The 23,301-nt window shown below is 43.1% G+C and carries 16 protein-coding genes; 13 read left to right on the top strand and 3 right to left on the bottom strand.

The annotated features are described in order from the left end of the window. Positions 1-2 precede the first annotated feature (2 nt). The 7 genes from HF312_04785 (at position 3) to HF312_04755 (ending at position 13,301) form a co-directional block, all read left to right on the top strand. On the top strand, positions 3-1,262 hold the full coding sequence (locus HF312_04785; protein ID MCU7519509.1) for a T9SS type A sorting domain-containing protein: 1,260 nt from the start codon (positions 3-5) through the stop codon (positions 1,260-1,262). 331 nt (positions 1,263-1,593) lie between these two features. Further along, positions 1,594-4,695: a T9SS type A sorting domain-containing protein gene (locus HF312_04780; GenBank protein MCU7519508.1), complete on the top strand. Its 3,102-nt coding sequence runs from the start codon at positions 1,594-1,596 to the stop codon at positions 4,693-4,695. Between the two features lie 195 nt (positions 4,696-4,890). Next, complete coding sequence (locus HF312_04775) at positions 4,891-6,768, top strand: hypothetical protein (GenBank protein ID MCU7519507.1); 1,878 nt, start codon at positions 4,891-4,893, stop codon at positions 6,766-6,768. 195 nt (positions 6,769-6,963) lie between these two features. Beyond that, positions 6,964-7,539, top strand: coding sequence for a TetR/AcrR family transcriptional regulator (locus HF312_04770; GenBank protein ID MCU7519506.1), 576 nt, complete (start codon positions 6,964-6,966; stop codon positions 7,537-7,539). A 60-nt stretch (positions 7,540-7,599) separates the two neighbouring features. Then, positions 7,600-8,658 carry an efflux RND transporter periplasmic adaptor subunit gene (locus HF312_04765; protein ID MCU7519505.1) on the top strand — a complete coding sequence of 353 codons (1,059 nt, stop codon included), beginning with the start codon at positions 7,600-7,602 and terminating at the stop codon, positions 8,656-8,658. Between the two features lie 8 nt (positions 8,659-8,666). Next, positions 8,667-11,807 carry an efflux RND transporter permease subunit gene (locus HF312_04760; GenBank protein ID MCU7519504.1) on the top strand — a complete coding sequence of 1,047 codons (3,141 nt, stop codon included), beginning with the start codon at positions 8,667-8,669 and terminating at the stop codon, positions 11,805-11,807. A gap of 342 nt (positions 11,808-12,149) precedes the next feature. Continuing rightward, positions 12,150-13,301: an MFS transporter gene (locus tag HF312_04755; GenBank protein ID MCU7519503.1), complete on the top strand. Its 1,152-nt coding sequence runs from the start codon at positions 12,150-12,152 to the stop codon at positions 13,299-13,301. A 57-nt stretch (positions 13,302-13,358) separates the two neighbouring features. On the opposite strand, the gene HF312_04750 is transcribed toward HF312_04755, so the two are convergent. Then, positions 13,359-14,645 carry a hypothetical protein gene (locus tag HF312_04750; protein MCU7519502.1) on the bottom strand — a complete coding sequence of 429 codons (1,287 nt, stop codon included), beginning with the start codon at positions 14,643-14,645 and terminating at the stop codon, positions 13,359-13,361. A gap of 323 nt (positions 14,646-14,968) precedes the next feature. Between HF312_04750 and HF312_04745 the strand changes: the two genes are divergently transcribed. The 5 genes from HF312_04745 to HF312_04725 all read left to right on the top strand — a co-directional run bounded on the left by HF312_04745 (position 14,969) and on the right by HF312_04725 (position 19,019). Continuing rightward, complete coding sequence (locus tag HF312_04745) at positions 14,969-16,198, top strand: hypothetical protein (protein ID MCU7519501.1); 1,230 nt, start codon at positions 14,969-14,971, stop codon at positions 16,196-16,198. Positions 16,199-16,258: 60 nt separating this feature from the next. Further along, positions 16,259-17,146 carry a class A beta-lactamase gene (gene bla / locus HF312_04740; GenBank protein ID MCU7519500.1) on the top strand — a complete coding sequence of 296 codons (888 nt, stop codon included), beginning with the start codon at positions 16,259-16,261 and terminating at the stop codon, positions 17,144-17,146. A 174-nt stretch (positions 17,147-17,320) separates the two neighbouring features. Next, on the top strand, positions 17,321-17,818 hold the full coding sequence (locus HF312_04735; GenBank protein MCU7519499.1) for a rhodanese-like domain-containing protein: 498 nt from the start codon (positions 17,321-17,323) through the stop codon (positions 17,816-17,818). After that, on the top strand, positions 17,819-18,265 hold the full coding sequence (locus tag HF312_04730; GenBank protein MCU7519498.1) for a DoxX family membrane protein: 447 nt from the start codon (positions 17,819-17,821) through the stop codon (positions 18,263-18,265). Between the two features lies 1 nt (position 18,266). Next, positions 18,267-19,019: a DUF1573 domain-containing protein gene (locus tag HF312_04725; GenBank protein MCU7519497.1), complete on the top strand. Its 753-nt coding sequence runs from the start codon at positions 18,267-18,269 to the stop codon at positions 19,017-19,019. 66 nt (positions 19,020-19,085) lie between these two features. Here the strand turns inward: HF312_04725 and HF312_04720 are convergent, their stop codons facing one another. Further along, the gene (locus HF312_04720) at positions 19,086-19,970 is read right to left on the bottom strand and encodes a hypothetical protein (protein ID MCU7519496.1); all 885 of its coding nucleotides are present in this window, start codon (positions 19,968-19,970) and stop codon (positions 19,086-19,088) included. 248 nt (positions 19,971-20,218) lie between these two features. Further along, positions 20,219-21,313 carry a carbohydrate-binding family 9-like protein gene (locus tag HF312_04715; protein ID MCU7519495.1) on the bottom strand — a complete coding sequence of 365 codons (1,095 nt, stop codon included), beginning with the start codon at positions 21,311-21,313 and terminating at the stop codon, positions 20,219-20,221. A 427-nt stretch (positions 21,314-21,740) separates the two neighbouring features. On the opposite strand from HF312_04715, the gene HF312_04710 reads away from it, so the two are divergent. Continuing rightward, the gene (locus tag HF312_04710) at positions 21,741-23,231 is read left to right on the top strand and encodes an MFS transporter (protein MCU7519494.1); all 1,491 of its coding nucleotides are present in this window, start codon (positions 21,741-21,743) and stop codon (positions 23,229-23,231) included. Positions 23,232-23,301 lie beyond the last annotated feature (70 nt).

Raw genomic sequence — 23,301 nt, 5'->3', positions numbered from 1 at the left:
ATATGAAGAGAATATGTTTCTGTTTATTATTACTTGTGACGTCTCATGCTTTTAGTCAGAACAAGGAGTGGGTTACATTCAACAGCACAAATTCGAAGCTTCCGAGCAACCAGATAAACAGTATAGCCATAGATTCTTTCGGAGTAAAATGGATTGCAGCTGAAAAAGGGCTCGTTAAAATTGACGGGAATGACTGGAGCATCTACGATAAAACGAACTCTGCCCTTACGTGCCCGCATCCGCTTGCAGTTACAATTGAAGGGCAGAATACCGTATGGATCGCAACGTACTGCCTTGGCCTCGTAAGGTTTGACGGGAAAAACTGGGCTATATATGACAGCATAAAGTCCCCCCTGCCTTACAGAACTGTCACCTCGGTTGCAATCGATAACGAGGGCAGCAAATGGGCGGGGATGATATATGGCGGTGTGGCAAAGTTTGACGACACTAACTGGACATTTTACAACACAGGAAATTCTCCCCTTCCCAGCAATCATATAAACTGCATTGCGGTAAACAGCCAGGATTATAAATTCTTCGGCACGGATAACGGCCTTGCAGTTTTTGACGGGAAAAACTGGATTGTCTACAATAAAGACAACTCCCCCCTTCCCGGCAACAACGTTCAGTCGGTCACTTTCGATAAGAATGGGATCATGTGGGTTGGAACCAAGGGCCAGGGGCTTGTACGCCATGACGGATTAAACTGCGATATTTATAATACTTCAAACTCTGAGCTGAAGAACAACTATATTCATGCAATTCATATAGACGGACAGAACCAGAAATGGATTGGGACAGAAACCTGCCTGGAAAAATTTAATACTTCGGCCTGGACGTGCATAGATACACTCAATCCATCTATTACAGGCAGTTATATTACTTCAATCGTCTCTGACAAGAACAATTCTAAATGGATCGGAACATTTAACAGCGGGCTTTCAGTTTACACTGAAATTCAGTCAGGTTTTGATGATGGCATTGATAACGGAGTTATTTATTCATACTCACTTTCACAGAATTATCCTAATCCGTTTAACCCTTCAACTACAATAAGCTATACCATTCCCCGGCAGGAATTTGTAAGTCTGAAGGTTTATAATCTCCTGGGATGTGAAGTAACATCAATTGTAAACGGGCTAAAACAGGCGGGGACTCATTCAGCTGGGTTTAACGCATCATCTCTTCCAAGCGGGATGTACATATATACAATTCAGGCAGGAGGATACAGAGAAAGCAAAAAGCTGACCGTATTAAAATAAACTTTGCTCTTACTTTACCCAAAAAGCCCGGGCTCCTGTCTCCGGGCTTTTTTCTTTCTGCCTCATAATTTTTTAACCCCCAGGGTCGAAAAATTCACCTTAATATTCTGTTTCAATTTTCTTATATCTCGTTAAATAAAGGGCTGGGAAAATGTCAGATTATCTCAGAGAGCGGCAATTTCACATCTCGTCATCCAAAGCGGATGCCCTTCAGGTAATATCTCCCCAAATCATAGCGGCCAAAAAAATCCAGGAGTGACTCTCGGCAGCAAGGACTTTTTCGCCGGCACAAGCGGAGGATTTCAGATCACAAACAATATTCGGGGGAATTATGGAAAAGAAGCTTGGCTTTTTGTTATTTCTTTTATTTTTACTTTTAACTGATATTTCAGGGCATAATTTAGAAGGTAAAAGGACTCACAAAAAAAATTATTCTCATCCGGGTTCCGTTTCCCTGATGAGCATAGGAAGAAATCTTAATTCTTTCCTGCAGAGAAACGGATTAAGTGCAGGTATTAAGACCTATTCTTTTGCTCCAGGGCAAATGAACATGAATCTTCCTCTTCCCGGGCCCGGGGCATCGGATAATCCCCGAAAAATTTTCTGGAACAAGGAATCGGGTACACCACGCTACATTGAATTTAACAGCAGTTCAAACAGCAGGATGAATAGAACTGTTCCAAAAGGAAATTTGTCAGAAAGTACCGCTAATTTCCTGATGGAAAATAAAACGCTTCTGAAGATTAAAGATCCCGCAAATGAATTCCGTCTTACAAGCCAAAAGACGGACCAGTTTAGCATGTCCCATCTGAAATATATTCAGACTTATAGGGGCCTTGAGGTATGGGCCAGGGAAATTATTGTTCATCTTGACAACGCCGGCAGAATAATTTCCATGAACGGCATATATGAGCCGACGCCAGAGATGATTGCGGATGTAAAAGGAAGTGTCAGCTCTTCCCGTGCCCTTGAAGAAGCAATGTCGGACCTCAGGGGAAAGACTGCAATAACAGAATTTCCTCCCGCACTGGCAAAGATAATAAAATATAACGGGCCTGTTACGAAGAAAATTATTTGGCACGACAGGAACCACATACCCCACCTTGCATGGTTTGTTGAGATAAGGGCAGACCTGTCACAGGACTGGTATTACTTCATTGATGCCGGTTCAGGAGATATACTTCATTCATACAACAATATTAGTTATGACGGGCCTAAAACCGGGAGCGGAAAAGACCTGGACGGAGTACAAAGGACTTTCCCGGTTTATCAATTCGGGACTGGTTACTTCCTTGCAGATGCATCCGAGCCGATGTATAACGACGCAATGTCAGTAATTCCAGACGGAATGATTGGCGCAATTGTTTCCCTGGACTTAAGAAATAATGATTTTGACGGCACGTCGCCTTTATATTTTGTAACCTCAGAGGGGAATGAATGGAATGATCCGGCCGCTGTTTCTGCTCATTATAATGCAATATTAACTTACAAGTATTTCCTCAATTTCTGCAAAAGGAATTCAATTGATGATAACGGGATGACCATATATTCTACAGTGCACGTAACGAGTAATGGCGAGTCAATGGACAATGCCTTCTGGTCGGGCATGATTATGTGTTATGGCGACGGCGGAAGCTCTTTCAAGCCTCTTGCCGGAGCACTCGATGTAGCGGCTCACGAAATGACTCACGGCATTACACAGTATTCAGCAGGACTGGAATATCAATATCAGTCGGGAGCCCTGAATGAGTCTTTCTCCGATGTTTTCGGCGCGCTGGTAGATACCTTAAACTGGCAGATGGGAGAAACGATAGTAAAAGACTTTCAGGAATTTCCAGCCGGATGTTTAAGGGATATGTCAAATCCGCACAACGGGGCTTCAGAGGGTGAACACGCCTGGCAGCCTGAAAATATGAGTGAGTTCGTTCAGACAGATGGAGATAACGGAGGGGTTCATACAAACAGCGGCATCCCGAACTATGCTTTCTGCAAGGTGGCCCGGAGCCTCGGCAGATCTGAGGCCGGAATGATATGGTACAGGGCGCTGACACTTTATCTGACCAAATCCTCGCAGTTTACTGATGCACGCATTGCAACAGAAAGAGCCGCCGCTGATCTTTTTGGTGAAAACAGTCCTCAGCTTCAGCAGGTAAAAAATGCCTGGGAAGCTGTTGGAGTTAAAGAAGACGGCGGAACACCTCCCCCGCCTCCAAGCACACTGGAAGGGGCGGAGTGGATACTCATGACGAATACCGAACCTTCAGACCCGAATTCAATCTACATGGCAAAAACTACGATAACTTCAAATTCCGACTTTTTTGCTTTATCACAAACGCCCGTTAGCAACCGTCCGGCAGTCTCGGATGCAACAGGGCTTGTTGTTTTTGTCGATCAGAATAATAATTTAAGGGCGCTTCTTGCAAACCCAGATAATACGCAGGAGACTATTCTTGATTCCAGCGGAGTCTGGGGCAGCGTGGCAATCGGTCCGGGATTGACCTCACTTGCCCTGACATCAATGTACCAGGATACGACAATTTATTACATTGATCTGATCAATCAGACTTACAAAGCCTTTAAGATCGCTACAAAGTCATATGATGCTGCCGATGCAAAGACAGCGCTTTATGCAGATGAGCTTTCATTTGAGCCTTCGGGAAAATTCCTCCTCTTTGATGCATATAATGAACTGAAACAGTCTACCGGCGGCACACTCAGTTTCTGGAACATCAACTTACTGAACATAGAAACAGGATACATGGAGGCAGTCTTTCCTCCGCAGAGCGAAGGCATAAGCGTTGCAAACCCGTCCTTCTCCAAGACCTCCACAACACGTTTTACATTCGACTACATCGATGAAAACAAAAAGCAGGACTATGTGCGGGCAGCCGACTTTAATACCGGGAATGTTGCAACTGTAGCCGGGCCTCTACCGGTTATAGGGTACCCTACTTACTCAGCTAATGACAGGACAATTGCATTTCATAATACCGGAACCATTTCAGGCATTACACATCAGACAGTCGATCAGATAGCCTTAAAGAGCAATTTTCTTGAGCCCGATGGCCCGGGCAAGCCCTATGTTATAGATGCAACTTACCCCACCTGGTTCGTGATCGGCAAAAGAGATATAAGCCCCTTAGCCAGTAAGGAAACTCTGCCGGCCGGCTTTATGCTCATGCAGAATTTCCCGAATCCCTTTAATCCATCGGCTTCAATAAGTTATGAAGTTCCGCAGGAGGGCTTTGTAGAGTTAAAGGTATTTGACATACTAGGAAAAGAGGTTACAACTCTGGTCAATGAGGTAAAAGGACCCGGACGTTATACGGTGTCCTTTAATTCGCAGGCCTTATCATTGCCAAGCGGTATTTATCTTTACAGATTAAGCCAGGGACAAAATTCGGCCTCTAAAAAAATGATAATAATGAAATAAAATGTAAAGAAACCGTTGGAAACTGAACTTTTTGCCGGTCTCAGATGTCTAAACGGAATGGAAATTTTAATTTTTGGCTAAAGGGCTCTGTTTATCCCGGTAGACAAATAAGTTCTTATTTGATAATATTGAATCCCGGTTACCTATCTTAGTTCAGTGAAATCTGTATTTACTCAAATTCTTTTTGGGGGAAATTTGAAAGCAAGCATTCAGATTAAGATGTTCCTGTTAATGCTGGGCATAGGAGTGATATTTTCAACGGGTATCGTTCTGTTCAGACTTTCCGAAAACGATAAGATAAAAGATCTTTTGAACGATCAGAAAAAGGAGCAGGCAAAATTATTAAATGCATCCTTTAGTATGACCGGCAAAAGCCTGGAAGCTATTACCAGGGATTATTCTCTGTGGGATGAAATGGTCCAATTTATAAAAACTCCCGATAAAAATTGGGCCGAGGAAAATATTGATCCCGGGCTTAGCACTTTTGATGCAAATTATATCTGGATATATTCCCGTGAGTTATCCCTGGTATATTCGAAAAGACGGAATATGCCCGCCTCCGAGGCCGGACCTCCTGTTAAGAATCCCAAATTTACAGAACTAATATCCAGGGAAAAATTCAGTCATTTCTTTCTGCCGGTTTCGAATGGACTGATGGAAGTCTTCGGCTCACCGGTTCAGCCTTCAAGAGATACGTTAAGGCAGCTCCCTCCGTCGGGTTATTTTTTTACCGGAAGATTACTCTCGAAGTCTTACCTGAATAAATTAGACCTGCTGACTTCTTCAAAGACAAGCCTTCTGCCCGGCACTCCGCTTTACGAAACCAGTAACAATTCAACAATCATGAATCATATTGAACTCTATACATGGGACAGGAAGCCTGCAGGCACAATAAGGTCTGAAAGGACCTTTTCAATGATCAGCAAAGTTGAGGCTTCGGCAAACGTTCAATTTATATCAATTATTATTTTTATAGCGCTGGTGATGGTCTTTTCATCAGTTTTCCTCCTTGTTACAGTCAGCAATCCCCTTAGGCAGATAGCGAGGAGCCTGCAGCTGGAAAATCCTGATTTTATTTCCAGGCTTCAGGCTAAGAAAGATGAATTCGGAAAGCTTTCTTCTTTAATAATAAAGTTTTTCAGGCAGAAAGAAGAACTTATAGATGAGATAGCTGAAAGGAGCAGAATTGAAGAAGAGCTGAGGAAAATTAAGAATAACCTGGAGGATATGGTAACAGACAGAACGCTTGAACTGGCTGATGCGAATGAAAGGCTGAAAGACGAGATAGTGAAGATTAAAAAGGTTAAAGAGGAGCTAAGAGCTGCAAAAGAAAAGGCGGAGGAATCCGACAGGCTGAAAACTGAATTCCTGGCGCAGATGTCGCATGAAATAAGAACCCCCATCAATACAATTCTTAACTACATTTCCCTGATTAAGGAAGAGGTCGAAAAGCCTTTAAGCGAGGATATGCAGTTCAGCTTCAGCGCAATTGACAGCAGTTCCCGAAGAATGATCAGGACGATTGATATGATACTCAATATGTCGGAAATCCAGACCGGGCGTTTCGAATGCAATTATCAGGAAATTGACCTGGAAAAAGATGTCATCCGCAACATAAAGAATGAATTTTCCTCCATGGCGGACGTTAAGAATCTTAAACTTAATATCAGGAATGCAGCTGAAAACGCGGTCATAAACGGTGACCTTTATACCATAAATCAGATTCTGGTGAATCTTTTACACAATGCCATCAAGTATACAAATTCGGGCGAGATAAGTCTCAGTGTTTACAGGCCTGAGACAGAAAAAATCTGCATAGATGTAAGTGATACTGGTATCGGAATGTCTGAGGATTATCAGAAAAAGCTATTTATGCCATTTTCTCAGGAAGAACAGGGCTACAGGCGGAAATTTGAGGGAAATGGCCTTGGCCTGGCACTGGTAAAAAAATACTGCGAGTTCAACAACGCTGAAATTCTGGTTAAAAGCACAAAAGGCGTTGGAAGCACCTTTACGGTAGTCTTTAATGAAGAAGAAAGTGTTGAAAAAGAGCCTGAATCGTCCGTTGCGTAAAAAGATTTTAGTGAACTTTTTTTATAAACTTAAAAACCCTGGACAGGTTATCCCGGGTTTTTTTTATTCAGGTCCCCGGGCCTTTCACACCTCCTGAAGATTAATTTTCCCTTTTTTGCTCCAGAGTGTTGACTGGCGTGGCAACTTTTTAGTAAGTTTGTATCTAACAATGTTAGAAATTATTACAGAGTTAAAATGAGCCATATCGAAAGGAGACAGAGGGAAAAGGAAGAAACCCGCTCAAAGATCCTTGATGCCGCAAGAGAAATTGCCGCAAAAGAGGGATGGCAGGCAGTAACCATACGCAGGATTGCCGATAAAGTGGAATATACCCCCCCGATTGTCTACGAGTACTTTGATAACAAGGAAGATCTCTTAAAAGGCCTGGTATATTCGGGCTTTGAAATAATCAGGAAGCAGTTTACCGAAGCCAGTCAGACAGAATCGGACCCCAAGCGCCTGATGACAAAAATCTCACTGATTTTCCTGGATTTTGCCCTTGAACATAAAGAACTCTTTCAGCTGATGTTTCACCTTGAACGCACTGCGCCAAACGAAACCATGAGATCAATAATGGAGCTGATGAAAAGCACGATGACAAAGATCTCCGGGAAAGACGAAAAAACGGTCTGGGAGCTTATTTTCGCATTCTTGTGCCTGTGCCACGGGGCCATATCCTTTAATCTGAGGTCAGATAAGGACCACCCGCATATGAAAGACTTTCACGGCCTTTATGTAAGAATGGTAGAAAGATATATTAACAGCATTTAGTTATTTCACAAAAAAAACAGGAACTGTACCAATTTAATCAATAATCTTAAGTGACAAAACATGAAAAAAACAATATCTATTATAATAGTCCTTCTGATAGTAATTCTTGCCGCTGCAAGATTAAAAGCAAACAGAGAAAAAATAGTATCACAAAAGCAGAACCTTACCACCGAGCAGGTTTCCGTAACTACAGCCAGCGTGGAAAGAAAATCTTCTTCTTTTACTTTGAACCTTACTGGCACACTTTATCCATATAAAGAAGTTGACATTGCCGCAGAGACATCGGGCAAGATCATAGCACGAAAGTTCGAGCTGGGGCAGCACTTCAACAAGGGAACTGTAATTGCAATAATCGACGACAAAATAAAGAGACTCGCATATGGAACTGCAAAGATTGAAGCTGAGAGATTGAAGAAGGATCTCACACGTACAGAAAATCTTTACAATAAAGGGGTTTCCTCGGAACAGGTCTACGACAACGCACGAATCGGCTATGAAGCTGCCAAAAACCAGATGGAACAGGCTGAAAAGCAGCTGGCCTATACACAGATATCCGCCCCTATTAGCGGAATAATTACAAAGAAAATGGTTGAAGAAGGGGCGTTTGTTAATTTGGGAACCCCAATTGCAACCATAATGGATATTTCAAAACTTAAAGTAAAAGTAAACGTATCTGAAACAAATGTTTACTACCTGCATACAGGCGACAATGTTAAAATAACAACAGACATTTATCCGGGCGCAACTTTCACGGGCAAGATTAGTTTTGTAAGCCCTCAGGGAGACAATGCACACAACTTCCCTGTTGAAATTGAAGTGGCAAACAGCCAGAAGAATCCCTTAAAGGCCGGTACATTTGTCAACATTGAGATTTCCGTTGCCCAGTCAGGAACGGGGCTCTTTATACCGCGTGAAGCCCTTCAGGGGAGCATCAAGGATGCAAAGGTATTTGTTGCATCCAACGGCAAAGCCCTCTTAAAGAGTATTACAATCGGACGCCAGAGCAATGAATCACTGGAAGTTGTTTCAGGACTTAACGAAGGCGACAAAGTTATCGTAAGCGGCCAGGTAAACCTGGCAGACAACAAATCAATTAAAATTCTTAATAATAATAATTAAAGACAGACATGACTATAACTGAATTAGCTATAAAAAGATCTACACTGGTAGTTATTGTATTTACTGCTCTTTCTTTGCTTGGTCTGCTTTGCTACTCAAAGCTTAATTATGACCTGATACCAAAGGTGGATGTACCTATAGTAGCAATAACTACAGTATATCCTGGAGCATCTGCAGGTGAGGTTGAGAACTCAGTAACCAAAAAACTTGAGGATGCCCTTTCAGCGCTCGAAAACGTAAAGAGCATGAGTTCCTCTTCGATGGAAGGATATTCGGCCATAGTTTTGGAACTCGTTCCAAATACAAATGTCGACCTTTCACTTCAGGATGCGCAGAGGAAAGTTAACGGAGTTTTATACCAGCTGCCTGAAGACGCAAAAACTCCATCTCTGCTAAAGTTTTCAACAGATGAGATTCCTGTACTTAAACTTGGCGTATACGGTAAAATTCCTGCAACAAAGCTCTACCAGCTTACTAAGGACCAGATAAAGCCGCAGCTTGCAAAGCTGAGCGGTGTTGGTATGGTAACTATTCTTGGCGGTGATGAGCGCGAAATAAGAATAAATGTGAACAGGGACAAGCTTGCCGCATACAAAATTTCCATAGCGCAGCTCTATGCCGCAGTAAGCAGTTCAAACATGCAGTTTGCAACCGGCAAGATTGAAGGCAGCAAGAGCCAGTACACTGTACGCCTCTCGGGCAAAGTTGCCTCACTTGAGCAGCTGAAGAACGTCATTGTTTACCACACGCCGGGCGGAAGTGACATAAGGCTTTCAGACGTGGCCGAAATAGTTGACGGTATTGCCGAATACACGGCACTCAACAGAATCAACGGCGAAAACTCAATCGGTATCATGATACAAAAACAGTCAGATGCCAATTCGGTTGAAGTAAGCCAGCTTGTAAAAAATGAGCTTAAGGTAATAGAGCAGCAGTATCAATCAAGCGGCGTAAGGTTCGATATTGCGTCTGACAATTCGGTCTATACGCTGGCATCTGCAGACGCCGTTATGGAGGATCTTGGCCTTGCAATTCTGCTTGTTGCAATAGTAATGTTTTTATTCCTGCATTCATTCAGAAACTCACTTATTGTGCTTGTTTCAATTCCGACTTCAATCATATCGGTATTTACAGGCATGTATATTTTCAACTTCTCGCTGAATATCATGACGCTGATGGCTCTTTCGCTTGTTATCGGTATCCTGGTTGACGACTCGATAGTTGTGCTTGAAAATATCTACAGGCACCTTGCCATGGGCAAGGACAAGAAGAAAGCCGCTTTAGACGGAAGAAATGAAATAGGGTTTACAGCAGTTGCAATTACCATGGTGGACGTTGTGGTATTCGTTCCTATGGCGCTCATCTCCGGCATGATCGGAAACATCATAAGGGAGTTCTCACTGGTTGTAGTATTCTCTACACTCATGAGCCTTTTTGTATCTTTTACCATTACTCCCCTTCTTGCCTCAAGGTTCAGCAAGATTGAAAGGCTGACACGCGGTACACTGATGGGAAAGATTGCCTTAGGGTTTGAAGATCTCTATAAAAAGCTCGTTATTCTTTACGAGAAAACACTGCGCTGGGGACTTAATCATAAGCTCGTTGTATCAGCCACGGTATTTGTTTTATTTATTGCGTCATTCCTTCTTCTTGGCTTTGGCTTTATCGGAAGTGAGTTTATGCCCGAGAGTGACCGCGGTGAGTTTTTGATCCAGCTTGAAGGTGAAGCGCAGAACAATCTGCATCAGACAAATATACTTACAGAGAAGGTGGAAAAGCTCCTGTTCTCCAAGCCTGAAGTCACAAAAGTGTTTGCCAACGTCGGCTATTCGAGCTCAGGCATGGGCGGAAGCAATGATCAGCAGAAGTCGGAACTGACTGTAACCATTATCGACAAGAAAGAAAGGAACTACTCAGTTCAGCAGTATGCAGAGAAAACGAAGCAGGAAATACTGGCCAAGATACCGGGCCTGAAAGTAACTGCTGCGGCAGCGGGTATGTTCGGCACGGCTGAGGCCCCGATACAGATCCTCTTAAGAGGCTCTGACATGAATGAAATATATAAGACAGCAGACCAGGTAATGGGTCTCATTAAGAACGTTCCCGGTGTTAACGACATCAATCTTTCTGTTGAGAAAAGCAAGCCTGAGGTTCACGTGTCACTCGACCGCGACAAGATGTCTATGCTGGGACTCTCAGTAGCAGACGTGGGAACAACTCTTCAGCTTGCATTTGCAGGCAGTACGAACCTGCAGTATTCCGAAAACGGAACTGACTACGACATAAATGTAATGATGGATAAGTTTGACAGGACAAAGATAGATGACCTGGGTTCAATCACATTTGTAAATTCTAAAGGCGAGATAATTGAGTTGAGGCAGTTTGCAAACATCTATCAGTCGCTTGGTCCGAACAAGCTGGAGCGTTACGGAAGAATGTCATCCATTAAAGTACAGAGCCAGGTATTCGGCCGCCCTGTTGGTACAGTAGGTGACGATATAAAGAAAATTGTTGCCGCCAACATACATAATAACAACGTCAGCATTGAATATATCGGGCAGCTCCAGCGCCAGAGCGAGGCTTTCAGCAGCCTGCTTTTTGCTCTTGTTGCAGCTATTCTGCTGGTTTATTTTGTAATGGTTGCACTGTACAATTCTTATCTTTATCCCTTTGTTGTACTCTTCTCTCTTCCTGTAGCAACAATAGGAGCGCTCCTTGCACTTGCACTCGCGGGACAAAATATTTCAATGTTTGTGCTCATCGGTATAATTATGCTTATGGGTCTGGTGGCCAAGAACGCAATTCTGCTCGTTGACTTTACAAACAAGCTGAAAGAGGATGGGCGGACGGTAGTAGAAGCATTAGTAGAAGCAGGAAAGGAAAGATTAAGGCCTATCCTTATGACTACTATTGCAATGGTTATCGGTATGATCCCTCTTGCAATTTCATCGGGAGCTTCCTCTGAAAGCAAGAACGGACTTGCCTGGGTAATCATCGGCGGTCTTACGAGCTCGCTTATGCTGACGCTTATTCTTGTACCTTCGGTTTACATGGTCATGGAAAACCTGAAGGTAAAATTCCAGCACAGGTTTGCAAAGAAAAAGGCTGCGGCTAAAGACGTTCAAGTGGAAGTATTGGAAGAAGTCTAGAGTTTTTTTCAGATACTGCTGATTCAGTCTATAATCCGGGAGAAAGAGGGCCTCTGATTTCTCCCGGATTTTTTTTGCTCATCCGGCCTTTTTTAAGACAAAGAACCTCAATAATACCACTCACGCCTCAGCGTAATGCATTGTCATTTTATTAAAAAATGCGTAGGTTTGTTTTTTATTTTTGAGTATGCTATTTATGCTGCTTGAGTTCTGATTTCGGTTAAATGATTGGTTTTGATAATGAAGGAATTTGTTCTTCCAGAAGACAACAGAGTAACAAAAAAAAGTAAAGAATTTAATAAAATTGCACGAGGAATGTTCTTAGCAGGACTTTCCTGTTTCATGCAGCTCTACTTATTTCAGCCCATACTTCCCGCAATAGGCAAAGAATTTTCAATCAACCCCGCTGAAAGCAGCCTTACGGTCTCGTTTTCAACCATCGGGATCGCTGCCGGACTGTTTGCAGGAGCTCTCTTTGCAGACAGAATTTCGCGCAAGAAGCTGATAGGGCTTGCACTTATATGCTCATCGGTACTGACTGTAATTTCTTCTTTTGTGCCGGTTTTCCCTGTCCTTATAACCATCAATATGCTGAAGGGGTTTTTCCTTTCAGGTTCGGCCTCGGTTGCAATGACTTATATTGCAGAAGAAATCCATCCTTCGGCTCTTGGTAAAGCTACAAGCCTTTATATTACAGGTAACGCAATCGGCGGCATGAGCGGGCGCATTGTTGCAACGCTCATTACGGGGTGGCTTTCATGGCGCTGGGCAGCAGGCATGATTGGCACAATATGTTTTATTTTCGGGATGCTTTTCGTAATTGAGGCTCCGGCCTCCAGGCATTTCAAGCCGTACAAGACTGATACTATAAAGGGCCTGAAGACCATGGGAATGCATCTGCGTAACCCTTTATTGCTTTCCATGTACATTCTTGCGGCGCTCTACCTCGGGAGCTTTGTCAGCATATATAATTACCTGGCCTTCCGCATGCAGGCATCCCCGTTCTTTCTGCCTCACGAGATACTGGCTTCACTTTATCTCATGTACATAGCCGGGACGGCAGGATCCATGTCGGCAGGAGTGTTGTCGGACAGGTTCAGTTCACAGAAAACGCTCCCGGCAATAGTTTCATTTTTACTCGTAGGACTTCTTTTGATGCTTACGCCAAGCCTAATTCTGGTTATTCTGGGACTTGGGATTTTTACGGCAAGCTTCTTCGGGGCTCACACAATAGCCAGTAAAATTGTAGCGCAATATTCTCCTGTAGGAAAGCCGGTTTCCATATCCTTATTTTTGTTGTTTTACTATGCCGGGTCAAGCCTGTTTGGGACAAGTACGGGGGTAATAATGCACCATTACGGCTGGGCGTCATTTATATTCACGCTTTGTGCAGTGAGCATTGTGAGTCTGTTCATATCCCTGTTCTTCCGCAGGTGGATTGAAAAGCCTGCTGGACGGGTACTTATCAAAGAACCCGTCCAGCAGGAAGCCTGAGGAATTGCCCGACGGGAGATGACCCCGGCGGGCTTGAATTTATTTTAGAGCAGCCTATCAGTTCCTCAAGAGACCGTAAAATATCACGTTAAACGTGCTGAACTTCTGATCGTTGCTTGCAGAAGATGGGTAATCTGTCGTCGCCTTACCTGTGCTGTAGCGGAAGTCCAGGTGGTTAAGAGCGTAGCTTATAAGGTTATTTCCGAAGAGGTTTGGACTCATTATTCTCAGGACCTTAAACAATCCAGCAGTTCTTAGGCTCCATCCATTTGAGTTAAACCTGCGGCCACCCATATCAACGTCCTCTTCAAAGCGCCCGCCATACAGGCTTATTGTTTCCAGCAAGTTCAGTTCCCAACCCTTAAGTTTTTTAGTCTGGAAATTTGTCTTACCTGCAATTACTTCTTTAAAGAAATTGATGTCACCAAATCCGGACTGATAATCCCATCCTCCCGCTTTTTTGGAGCTTACGAGAACGTCATTTGCCTCAATGGTCCATTTAGCCGTTAAAGGCATAATTGAGACGTCTCCGGCCTCATACTTAAATCCCGCCAGGAGGCCAATTCCAGTACGGGCCATTCTTGGCAGAGGGTCGGCCTGATCCTTTGAGATATAGAAGAGAGAATTCTGTCCCAGGTTGCTGTTTGAAAAGCCAAAGGTGAGGTCAAAAACAGGAGATATATTTTGATATATTTTAAACGGGCGGTTCATGGTTTTTTCAAGTATCGGGAAGACGGGAGCCTGAATGAAAACACCCCAGTCGTATAGATCAGCGGTTGCAGAAGCCTCTTTCAGCTCCCCATTAATTTTAATTTTTCCCCCGAGTTTAGAAAAAACATGCTTGTAGGTAAATCCCAGGGAGGCTTTTATATAGTAATTGATTGCAGCGCTAAGCGTAAAGTTGTCGGTCTTATCATAAGATCCACTGCTTCCAAGACCATCATCACCATACAAAAAGTTGCCAAAATTCATTTTCATATTTGAATAGCCAAATCCAATGCTGACAGGGGGAATCTCTTTGAGGTATCTTTCCAGGTCTATTCCCCCGTTAATAGCAAAGCTCGTCAATTTCAACCCCATGCGATAGCTTGGGAGCCAGTCGATGGAATTATAACCAACTGAGAGGTTATTATTAAAACTCTGCATTCCAAGCTGTGCAGGATTATAAAAAGGAATCATCGGGTCGCTGGAGGGAAGAGCAACAGAAGCGTAGCCCATTCCATACATTTCGGCGCTTGTCGGCATCAGAAGAAATGGTAATGTTGTTTGCCCGCCCTGGGCGAGCAAGGGCCCTGAAACTGCTGAAATAAAAAGAAAAGTTATGAGAGAGATGCGAAATTTCATTTGGGACCTCTATATAATTGAATGTTATCTCAAAAGTCACAACGAAAATTAAGACATCGGGCATTAAGAAACAAAAGCATTGTTGATCTCTATCACTTCAGGGATCCCTGGCATCAGTTCCTGTCACGCAATAGTTGCTTCGTTCTTTCCGGAGTATCCATTTATTACTCCGGGAGTCTTTTCAAAGTCGGCTGCCAGTTGTTATATTACAGTTATTGTTTACAAAATTGAGGCAGGTAATGAAAGTTCTCAAATCAACTTTGGCATCAATTACTTTAATTTTGTTCGCTCTTTTTTCAACATACTATGCAAAGGATAAACCGATGGATACTATTGCCGAAAAATATGTTAAGCTGGTATTAAACGTAGGACAATATGATGACGGCTATGTGGATGCATATTACGGCCCTGAAAAGTGGAAGCCTGCTGAATTAAGCGGGGATGAGAAAAAGAATTTCCCGTATGAAAAGCTCCGCGCTGAGGCTGAAGGGCTCTTAAGCGGTCTGAATAAAATCCCGGCGAAAGCTTTAAGCGAAATTGAAAAATTGCGCCAGAAGTTTTTGAAAGATCAGATCTCGGCCGTCAGGGCCAGGATTGAAATACTGAACGGTAAAAAGATGACGTTTGATGAGGAGTCGAAGGCTCTTTACGATGCCGTGGCCCCCGTGCATGGGAAGGAATACTTTGAAAACCAGTTAAAGGAAATTAACAGGTTGTTGCCCGGGGATGGCAGCCTTTCGGATAGGTATGAAAATTTCAGGAAAGATTTAATAATACCAAAAGACAAACTGGATGCCGTTTTTTCAGCAGCGATACAGGAGTGCCGGAGAAGAACGCTTGAACACATAAAGCTCCCCAAAGGGGAAAACTTTAAGGTCGAATATGTAACGGATAAGCCTTGGGGCGCCTACAACTGGTATAAGGGAAATGCATTCAGCCTTATCCAGGTAAACACAGAGCTCCCGACTTATATTGACGCGCCACTTGGCCTGGCCTCTCACGAGGGCTACCCGGGGCATCATGTTTATAACGCCCTCTTAGAGCAGGATCTTTCAAAGGGCAAAGGCTGGGTTGAGTTTACAGTTTACCCTCTTTACAGCCCTCAGTCGCTCATAGCCGAAGGAAGCGCGAATTTCGGCGTCGATATGATTTTCCCCGGGAACGAGAGGCTTGAGTTTGAGAAGAATGTCCTCTACCCTCTTGCCGGGCTTGACACCTCGAAAGCAGAACAGTATTACAAGTTAAGGGCTTTAATCAATAATCTTCAGTATGCCATGACTGAAGCTGCACGCAATTACCTGGACGGGAAATTTACAAAGGAAGAAACAATCAATTGGCTAATGAAGTATAACATGCAGTCACGCGAACGCGCTGAAAGGTCGCTCAGGTTTATTGAGCAATACAGAAGCTATGTAATAAATTACACGCTGGGGCAGGATATGATCAGAGATTATGTGGAAAAGAATACCGGCACTGAGGATAATCAGGATAAGCGCTGGAAGATCTTCACAAAGATATTGTCCACCCCGCAGACTCCCTCGGGACTGATGTAGCTTTTTGAATTCTTTTAATTCAACAAATAACAAATAATTATTATCCGGTTATAAGAAATTATGAAACATCTGAATATTTTTTTATCGGCAGCACTCATCTTTTTCACATGCAGTACACTTAATGCGCAAAGTATTGAAAAGGAAATAGAAAAGATTGCAAATGATGCTCAGGGGCGCGTGGGCGCGGGCCTGATGCTAGCAGAAACAGGAGAGGCCTCATGGCTGAATGCCGAAGGGAATTTCCCGATGCAGAGCGTTTATAAACTGCCTATTGCAATGGCAGCGCTTTCAAAAGTTGACAAAGGCTTTTTCGGCCTGGACAGCATGATACTCGTAAAAAAAAGCGACTTCATCAGTAAAAAACAGTATAGCCCGATAAGGGACAAGAACCCAAAGGGAAACTTCCACATGAAAGTCCTTGACCTGATCCGTTATGCCGTTTCAGAAAGCGACGGAACTGCAAGTGATGTGCTCATGAGGCTCTGCGGCGGGCCCGGGGAGATAATGAAGTATCTTGCAGGCCTGGGAATTAAAGACATCTATGTAAAAAATACTGAAAAGCAGATGGGGCTGGATTACTCCGTCCAATACAAAAACACCTCTACACCGCGTGAGGCAGTCCGGCTGCTTTATTTAATTTATAAAGGCGGATTATTTAAGAAAGAGACTGAAAAACTCCTTTCAGATGACATGACTAACCTTTTAACCAGTTCCAGAAGGATCAAGGGCTTACTTCCCAAAGACACAAAAGTGGCACACAAGACCGGAACCTCAGGCACAGAAAAAGGAATTGCCGCAGCTACCAATGACATTGGAATTGTAACTCTGCCTGACGGAAGACACCTCCTCGTGGCGGTTTTTGTCTCAGATTCAAAGGCTCCGGAGGCCGTGCGGGAAGGAGTAATAGCCAGGATCGCAAAGACGGGCTGGGACAAATACGTAAAATAAAGCTCACTTTTCAGGGTTAATATCCTTAGGAAGATGGATACCTCATTATCCATCTTCCATAAAACCTAAGGCCTGCCTGCCGGGACGTGCCTGTTAGATCACACCGCGTTTGCTTCTTATTTTTCAGCAGCTTATCTTAAAGTTAATGCAGCTCCCACAAAATGAATAAATCCAATGGTAAAAATTAACTTCAATAAGGTTGTAATTATTATCATGAGCAGTCTTTGCCTTGGGATAACGTACAATTATTTCTCACAGGGAGGAGTGCCGTTATTCGGCTTCAGCATTAAGAATTACATATCCGGTGAACTGCTAAAAAGTGAAAGCGTGAACTTACAAGTCTCTAGTGAACCAAAACACATCTCGCTAAAAGAAGCCCTCAGGCTCCACGAAGCAAATGTTATTTTTATTGATGCCCGTGACGCTGAAGATTTCCTGAGCGGGCACATTGAAAACGCTATAAATGTTCCTTATAACAAACTGGCTGAATATCAAAAGGTGCTTAGCCGTATTCCCAAAGATGAGCCGCTGGTTTCATACTGCGGGGGAACGGACTGCGAACTGAGCATTCTGCTTGGTAACAAGCTGGCACTAATGGGCTACAATAAAGTTTTTATTTTTTTCGGCGGCTGGAATTCCTGGGCTGAAGCCGAATATCCCATTTCAAAATAGATGGAACTGAAAAATATTTTAAAGAATGAATATCTTCTGCTCTTTGCAAGAGTGGCGCTTGGAGTAGTATTTGTAATTGCGGGAATGGAGAAGATTTCCGGGCCTAATGCCTTTGCAAAGGCTATTTATGATTATAGAATTTTCCCCGAAGTGCTCGTTAATTTTCTTGCCGTAGTAATCCCCTGGATTGAGGTAGTCTCGGGACTTCTTTTGGTATTCGGGATACTGGCAAGGGAAAATGCCGCAATTATAAGCTTCTTATTAGTAATGTTTAGCATGCTCGTAGTCATCAGCATTTCCCGCGGTCTTAATATTGAATGCGGATGCTTCGGAACAGCTTCTGGAAGCAGGGTCGGGTGGCAGAAAATTCTGGAGAATTCGGGTCTTTTATTGCTTGGCTTTTACACAATGTATTCAGAAAACAGGTCATTAAAGCTGGAGGGATAAAATGTTAAAAAGATACTTTTTTATGATTCTTTTTATTTCAGGCTTTACGTTTGCACAGCAGTTTCCCCAGATCTCAATTACACCATCGAGCTATGACATGGGAGATATAAAAGCAGGGGAAAAGGTGACTAAAATCTATACAATAAAGAATGTGGGAGGCGAAATTCTGGATATAAAGGAAGTCAGGGCCTCATGCGGCTGCACAGCTGCAAAACCGGGAAAAAATAAATTAGGGCCCGGAGAATTCACGGGGCTGGAGGTAACCTTTAATTCAGAGGGAAGAGAGGGCAAGCAGAATAAAACCGTGTATATCGAAACAAATGATCCCTCGCACGCTACAGCCAAGGTTACATTTACAGCAAATGTTTTAACTGGCGGTATAGCGAATACTAATGTTATTTCGAACGCCGGCATTGGGAGCAACAAGTCAGTCTTAAAAACGCCGAAGCTTTCATTTACGGAAAAAGTGCACGATTTGGGAAAATTAAAGGAAGGCAAGGTTGCACAGTACACTTTTAATTTTACAAATACAGGCGGTTCACCTCTTGACATAGGATTTGTTGTAACAACCGGCCCGGGCATTGCAACACGCCTGAGCGGCAGAAAAATTGAACCGGGGAAAAAGGGATACTTAAAGGTTGACATTGACACTTCAAACCTGAAGGGCAAAATAGCCAGGAACATAAAAGTTTCGAGCAATGATCCCACTGAACCCACACAGACACTGATTCTTACGGCAGATATATTAAAATGAGTCCTATCATAAAAAAAAGCCCGGGGATAATCTTCCCCGGGCTTAAATTAAAAATATAATGTAATTTTATTGTTGTTCAGGAGTTTCAGTGTCTGGCTTATAAGCTGATCTAAGCGAATCCAGAGAAAGTTTCAGCTCATTATTTTCCTTAATAACGCCGCTCATCATTCTTTTCTGTGAGAGTCTTGCAACTGTCATCGGTGAGACCTTAGCTTCACCCTGTGTAACGGTTGTTAAAAAGACGCCGTCCTTATAGAGATTATAGACGTAGAAATTTGGGACGAGGCTGTTAAAAAGTGCCGTCCTGCTGACAATGGATTTAATCTGCTTGTCGTCAAGCTTCATTTCGTCCTTCAGGTAGCGCTGAACTATTGTGCGGTGTGTTTCGCCTTTCTGTACTTTTATAGGGTTTGACAGTGAACTTTCAATTCTGGCCATTTCCTTACGCATTTCCTGGACGTCGTCCTTCATCAGTTTAATTTTCTGAAGTTCCGGATCATTCCCTATGCCCTTGCGTTCAGCATAAAGGACAACCTGGAAAGCCTGGTCAACCACCGCATCTTCGTAGGATGAAGCGGGTTTCGACTGCTTTTGAACTTCATACTGCACATTAAATTCGGGGTGATGGTCAGAGAAGTTTTTCACTTCTTTGGACAGATCACTGAGCAGGTCGTCTGTATTCCTGTGCATTTTATCGAGAAGCAGGAAGTCCATTATCTGTGAGGCATCTTTCTGCTCAACTAGTTTCACGGCTAAATATCCGTCAAATGCAAAAAAGAGTACGAGCAATAAAGCCGGTACAACTAAAATCCCCTTTTTTGCAGCCTTAAAGCGGGCCTTAAAGGTTTCTCCTTCTGTTTTCTGGAGTCTGGATCCGAACAGATATAACGCTACAATAACAACTACTAACTGGATGATTGCAAGCAAAGATCCATAAAGGTAACCGATCATTTTAGTTCTCCTAAAAATTTTATCTAATCATGCAATTGATTTAACTTTTTTTATCCCCCATAACCTGAATTTCTCAAAGAAACCGGAATTCTGTGAAGCCGAGCTTTATTATTCCAGCTCAAAACTCAACAATTAAGAAATTCACGTGTAAAACTTACTGATTTAACTTTTTACAAGCAATTTTAGGCTGAATTTTGGGACATAATAAAGTTGGCAGCATAAAGGTTCACAATCCTTGTTGGAGATAGCTATTTAAGCGAAATCCGGCCTGTTTTTCCGTCGCTGAAAATGTATACTTTGTTTTTGCCGTCTGAACTGACTGCAGAGATTTCAAAGAAATCTGAAGTTGTTTCAATTACAGGAGGCCACTTGTAACCCGGAATATCTATATCCCCGGTCTTAAGATCCCCTAAACTGTTTGTGTATCTGCCATGCTCCAGGAAGAAAACCTTTTCCTTGTAGAATATTTTCCTTAGGACCCATTTGGCATATTCTTCGGGCTTTTGCACGAAACTTTCACTGTTTCCTGCAATTTTGTCTGAGAACTGGACATAGCCATACATCTCCGGATAATGATAATCTATAAGCCCGATTGGCGACCACGCCCAGTAGCTGGTCTCATCATCATTTCTTTTGTACCTGCCGCCGGAAGATGTTACTCCCCACTCAACCCTTGTAAAGTCAACTCTCCACTGCTCACCGTTTTGGGGAAGCCCCTTGTGTCCTGAAGACTGCAAGAGGACTTTCAGCGGGAAAGCAATTTCAACCGTCCAGCTTTGGTCCTTATCCGCAGGGTTATTTAATGTCCCCTGAATTCCAACTGCTGTTTTAATTCCCCTGATATCCCATGTGCTTATGGGAAAGCCCCCTGTGCGGTAGGGTTTTGTCATAAGGAGGTCCCAGAATGTGTTAAGGGCATTAATCTCGAACTCATAATAGTTCTGTGTATCTCCGTCGGGATCTATAAATATTTCAAAATTATTATCGTTATAAATTGTGGTATCCCTCTTGGTGAGTGTAGCCCAGAGGTCGGGTTCTTCCAGTTCGGCAGCTACGTATAGGAAGTTGTCATCCCACAGCATTTTAGCCCTGGTCCTAAATTTCGGAGCGGGCTTTTCGCCCCCTTCAACGTCAACAAAGGCTTCAGTCCAAGGTGCTTTCTGCCAGCTTTGTTCATCCAGATTTCCGTCAATATTCATTTTAACGTCCGTCCTGAAGCAGACGTAGTGCCTGGGTGAAAAAGGTATTTCAGGCTCAGCTATTTTCTGTGAATATAAAACGTTATAAGAAAAAGCATAAAAAATGGCGCACAGGAAGATATATTTAAGGAATGTTTTCGTCATCAGCATTGAAAAAAAATCCGCTATAAAAGAATAAATTATGAGAGTTGAAATTTATAAAATAAAACGCGATTTCTCCAAGGTTATTTAAAATGAAAACAGGCTTCAAATAGCATTTTAGCCCTGTGTAAAATTTTATGCCCTAAAAAACAGCTATTTAATGCAAGTCCCGGGCTTCTTCATTTTTCAGGTAGCCCGCACACTGCAAGGCATCCTGTTTTGCTGCTTTTTTGCACGGGAATCAGTCATTTCCTCATATTTCCTGTCACTATAAATTCCGGTGGATTTAATACTTTAAGAACATGAGAATTTATTAATCGGGCGAAAACCTTGCTAATAATTATTTAATGCCATATTTTTACTTGGCCAATTTAGAGCCACATTATTACATCAAGTTTTCCTCTAAAAATTCAACAGGACGGATATCGATATGGGCGTCATTATTGTTACGTTGAGTATTGTACTTATAATATTTTTATATTTTTATAACAATCCTCTAAAGCACGGCAAGTGGTTTTTAATCCGCAGGTTTATTAACTGGTTTCCTCTCGGCATGTCGTATGCATTTCTTTACATGGGGCGTTACAACCTGAATGTTTCAAAGAATGCACTTGGAAGTCTGATGTCGAAAGAGGATTTCGGAATAATTTTCGGAGCCGGAACAATCGTCTATGCCTGTTCTTTTCTCATTAACGGCCCTCTGGTAGACAAGATAGGCGGTAAGAAAGGAATAATCATTTCCTCGGTAGGCGCTTCAATTGCAAATATTTTACTCGGTGTTATAACCTACCTTGTATTAACCGGGCGTTACACGGGCAATCTCGTAGTAGTCTTTTCGGTCCTCTATGCATTAAACATGTATTTCCAGAGCTACGGGGCTGTTTCCATTATAAAGGTTAAAGCTTACTGGTTCCACGTAAGAGAGCGCGGGGTATTCGGCGCAATTTTCGGTTCTTTAATTTCCATAGGAGTTTATTTCGCATTCGACTGGGGGCAGGCAATTGTTGACATGGTAAAAGTAACCCCGGGAGGCCCGTCGAACTGGTTAAGCTCACTGCTTCAGGGCATTTTTGCACTTAAGACCGGCTCGGTTGATGCAGTATGGGCCGTATTTTTTGTCCCTGCCATTATAATGCTCTTCTGGGCAGTAATGGACTGGTTTTTAATTAAGGACACGCCCGAAGAAGCCGGTTTTCCTGAATTTGATACACATGACGCCTCATCAGGCAAGATGGACGTTGAATATTCCACCAAAGACCTGCTCAAAATGGTTTTCGGAAGCTCGCTCATGCTGACATTCGCCTTTATTGAGCTGACCTCTGGTGCTCTGAGAAACGGCATTATGCAATGGTACACAATCTTTGCAAAGGAAGTTCATCAGCCCGGCGGCGAATTCTTCATGGATAACTGGGGACTTCTGCTCTGCATTTTCGGTATCATTGGCGGTTTCCTTGGCGGCCTCATTTCAGATAATTTCTTCCAGTCAAGAAGAACTCCCCCGGTTGTATTCTTATCGGGCGCCATGTTTGTACTTGCAGGTGTAATGGCTATATTTTTAACCTCCTCCCCCGTAATTGTAGGAATTTCAGCAGTACTGATAGTAACGGCGGTTACAGGGTGCCACTCACTGATGTCGGGAACGGCTGCAGCTGACTTTGGCGGCAGGAAGGCCACAGCAACATGCTCGGGCATTGTTGACGGCTTTGTATATCTGGGCTCCGGCATTCAGTCAATAGGACTTGGTTATTTAACAACACAAAGCTGGCACTGGTGGCCGATATTCCTGATGCCATTTGCCTTAATCGGAATGTTTCTGGCCATAAGAGGCTGGAAGGAACTTCCGGAGGCCACAAAGAGATATATTGCCGAAGTTGAAAACAAGGCCAAGGCTAAGGAAGAGCTGGTAGAAGAGGAAGTTTAATTTCCCAAATAAAGAAACCTTTTGAAGCCCCAAAACGGCATTGCCGTTTTGGGGCTTTTGTTTTTCTTAG

It is taken from the genome of Ignavibacteria bacterium (genome assembly GCA_025612375.1).
In the GTDB taxonomy this organism is placed as follows: Bacteria; Bacteroidota; Ignavibacteria; order Ignavibacteriales; family SURF-24; genus JAAXKN01.
Note: the sequence above shows the minus strand (reverse complement) of the source record. Positions and strands in the feature narration are given on the sequence as shown.

Excerpts from the sequence above, each read along its gene's own strand:
- HF312_04785 (MCU7519509.1), top strand. The coding sequence starts at position 3 with ATGAAGAGAATATGTTTCTGTTTATTATTACTTGTGACGTCTCATGCT.
- HF312_04780 (MCU7519508.1), top strand. The coding sequence starts at position 1,594 with ATGGAAAAGAAGCTTGGCTTTTTGTTATTTCTTTTATTTTTACTTTTA.
- HF312_04770 (MCU7519506.1), top strand. The coding sequence starts at position 6,964 with ATGAGCCATATCGAAAGGAGACAGAGGGAAAAGGAAGAAACCCGCTCA.
- HF312_04765 (MCU7519505.1), top strand. The coding sequence starts at position 7,600 with ATGAAAAAAACAATATCTATTATAATAGTCCTTCTGATAGTAATTCTT.
- HF312_04760 (MCU7519504.1), top strand. The coding sequence starts at position 8,667 with ATGACTATAACTGAATTAGCTATAAAAAGATCTACACTGGTAGTTATT.
- HF312_04755 (MCU7519503.1), top strand. The coding sequence starts at position 12,150 with ATGCAGCTCTACTTATTTCAGCCCATACTTCCCGCAATAGGCAAAGAA.
- HF312_04750 (MCU7519502.1), bottom strand. The coding sequence starts at position 14,645 with ATGAAATTTCGCATCTCTCTCATAACTTTTCTTTTTATTTCAGCAGTT.
- HF312_04745 (MCU7519501.1), top strand. The coding sequence starts at position 14,969 with ATGGATACTATTGCCGAAAAATATGTTAAGCTGGTATTAAACGTAGGA.
- bla (MCU7519500.1), top strand. The coding sequence starts at position 16,259 with ATGAAACATCTGAATATTTTTTTATCGGCAGCACTCATCTTTTTCACA.
- HF312_04735 (MCU7519499.1), top strand. The coding sequence starts at position 17,321 with ATGGTAAAAATTAACTTCAATAAGGTTGTAATTATTATCATGAGCAGT.
- HF312_04730 (MCU7519498.1), top strand. The coding sequence starts at position 17,819 with ATGGAACTGAAAAATATTTTAAAGAATGAATATCTTCTGCTCTTTGCA.
- HF312_04725 (MCU7519497.1), top strand. The coding sequence starts at position 18,267 with ATGTTAAAAAGATACTTTTTTATGATTCTTTTTATTTCAGGCTTTACG.
- HF312_04720 (MCU7519496.1), bottom strand. The coding sequence starts at position 19,970 with ATGATCGGTTACCTTTATGGATCTTTGCTTGCAATCATCCAGTTAGTA.
- HF312_04715 (MCU7519495.1), bottom strand. The coding sequence starts at position 21,313 with ATGACGAAAACATTCCTTAAATATATCTTCCTGTGCGCCATTTTTTAT.
- HF312_04710 (MCU7519494.1), top strand. The coding sequence starts at position 21,741 with ATGGGCGTCATTATTGTTACGTTGAGTATTGTACTTATAATATTTTTA.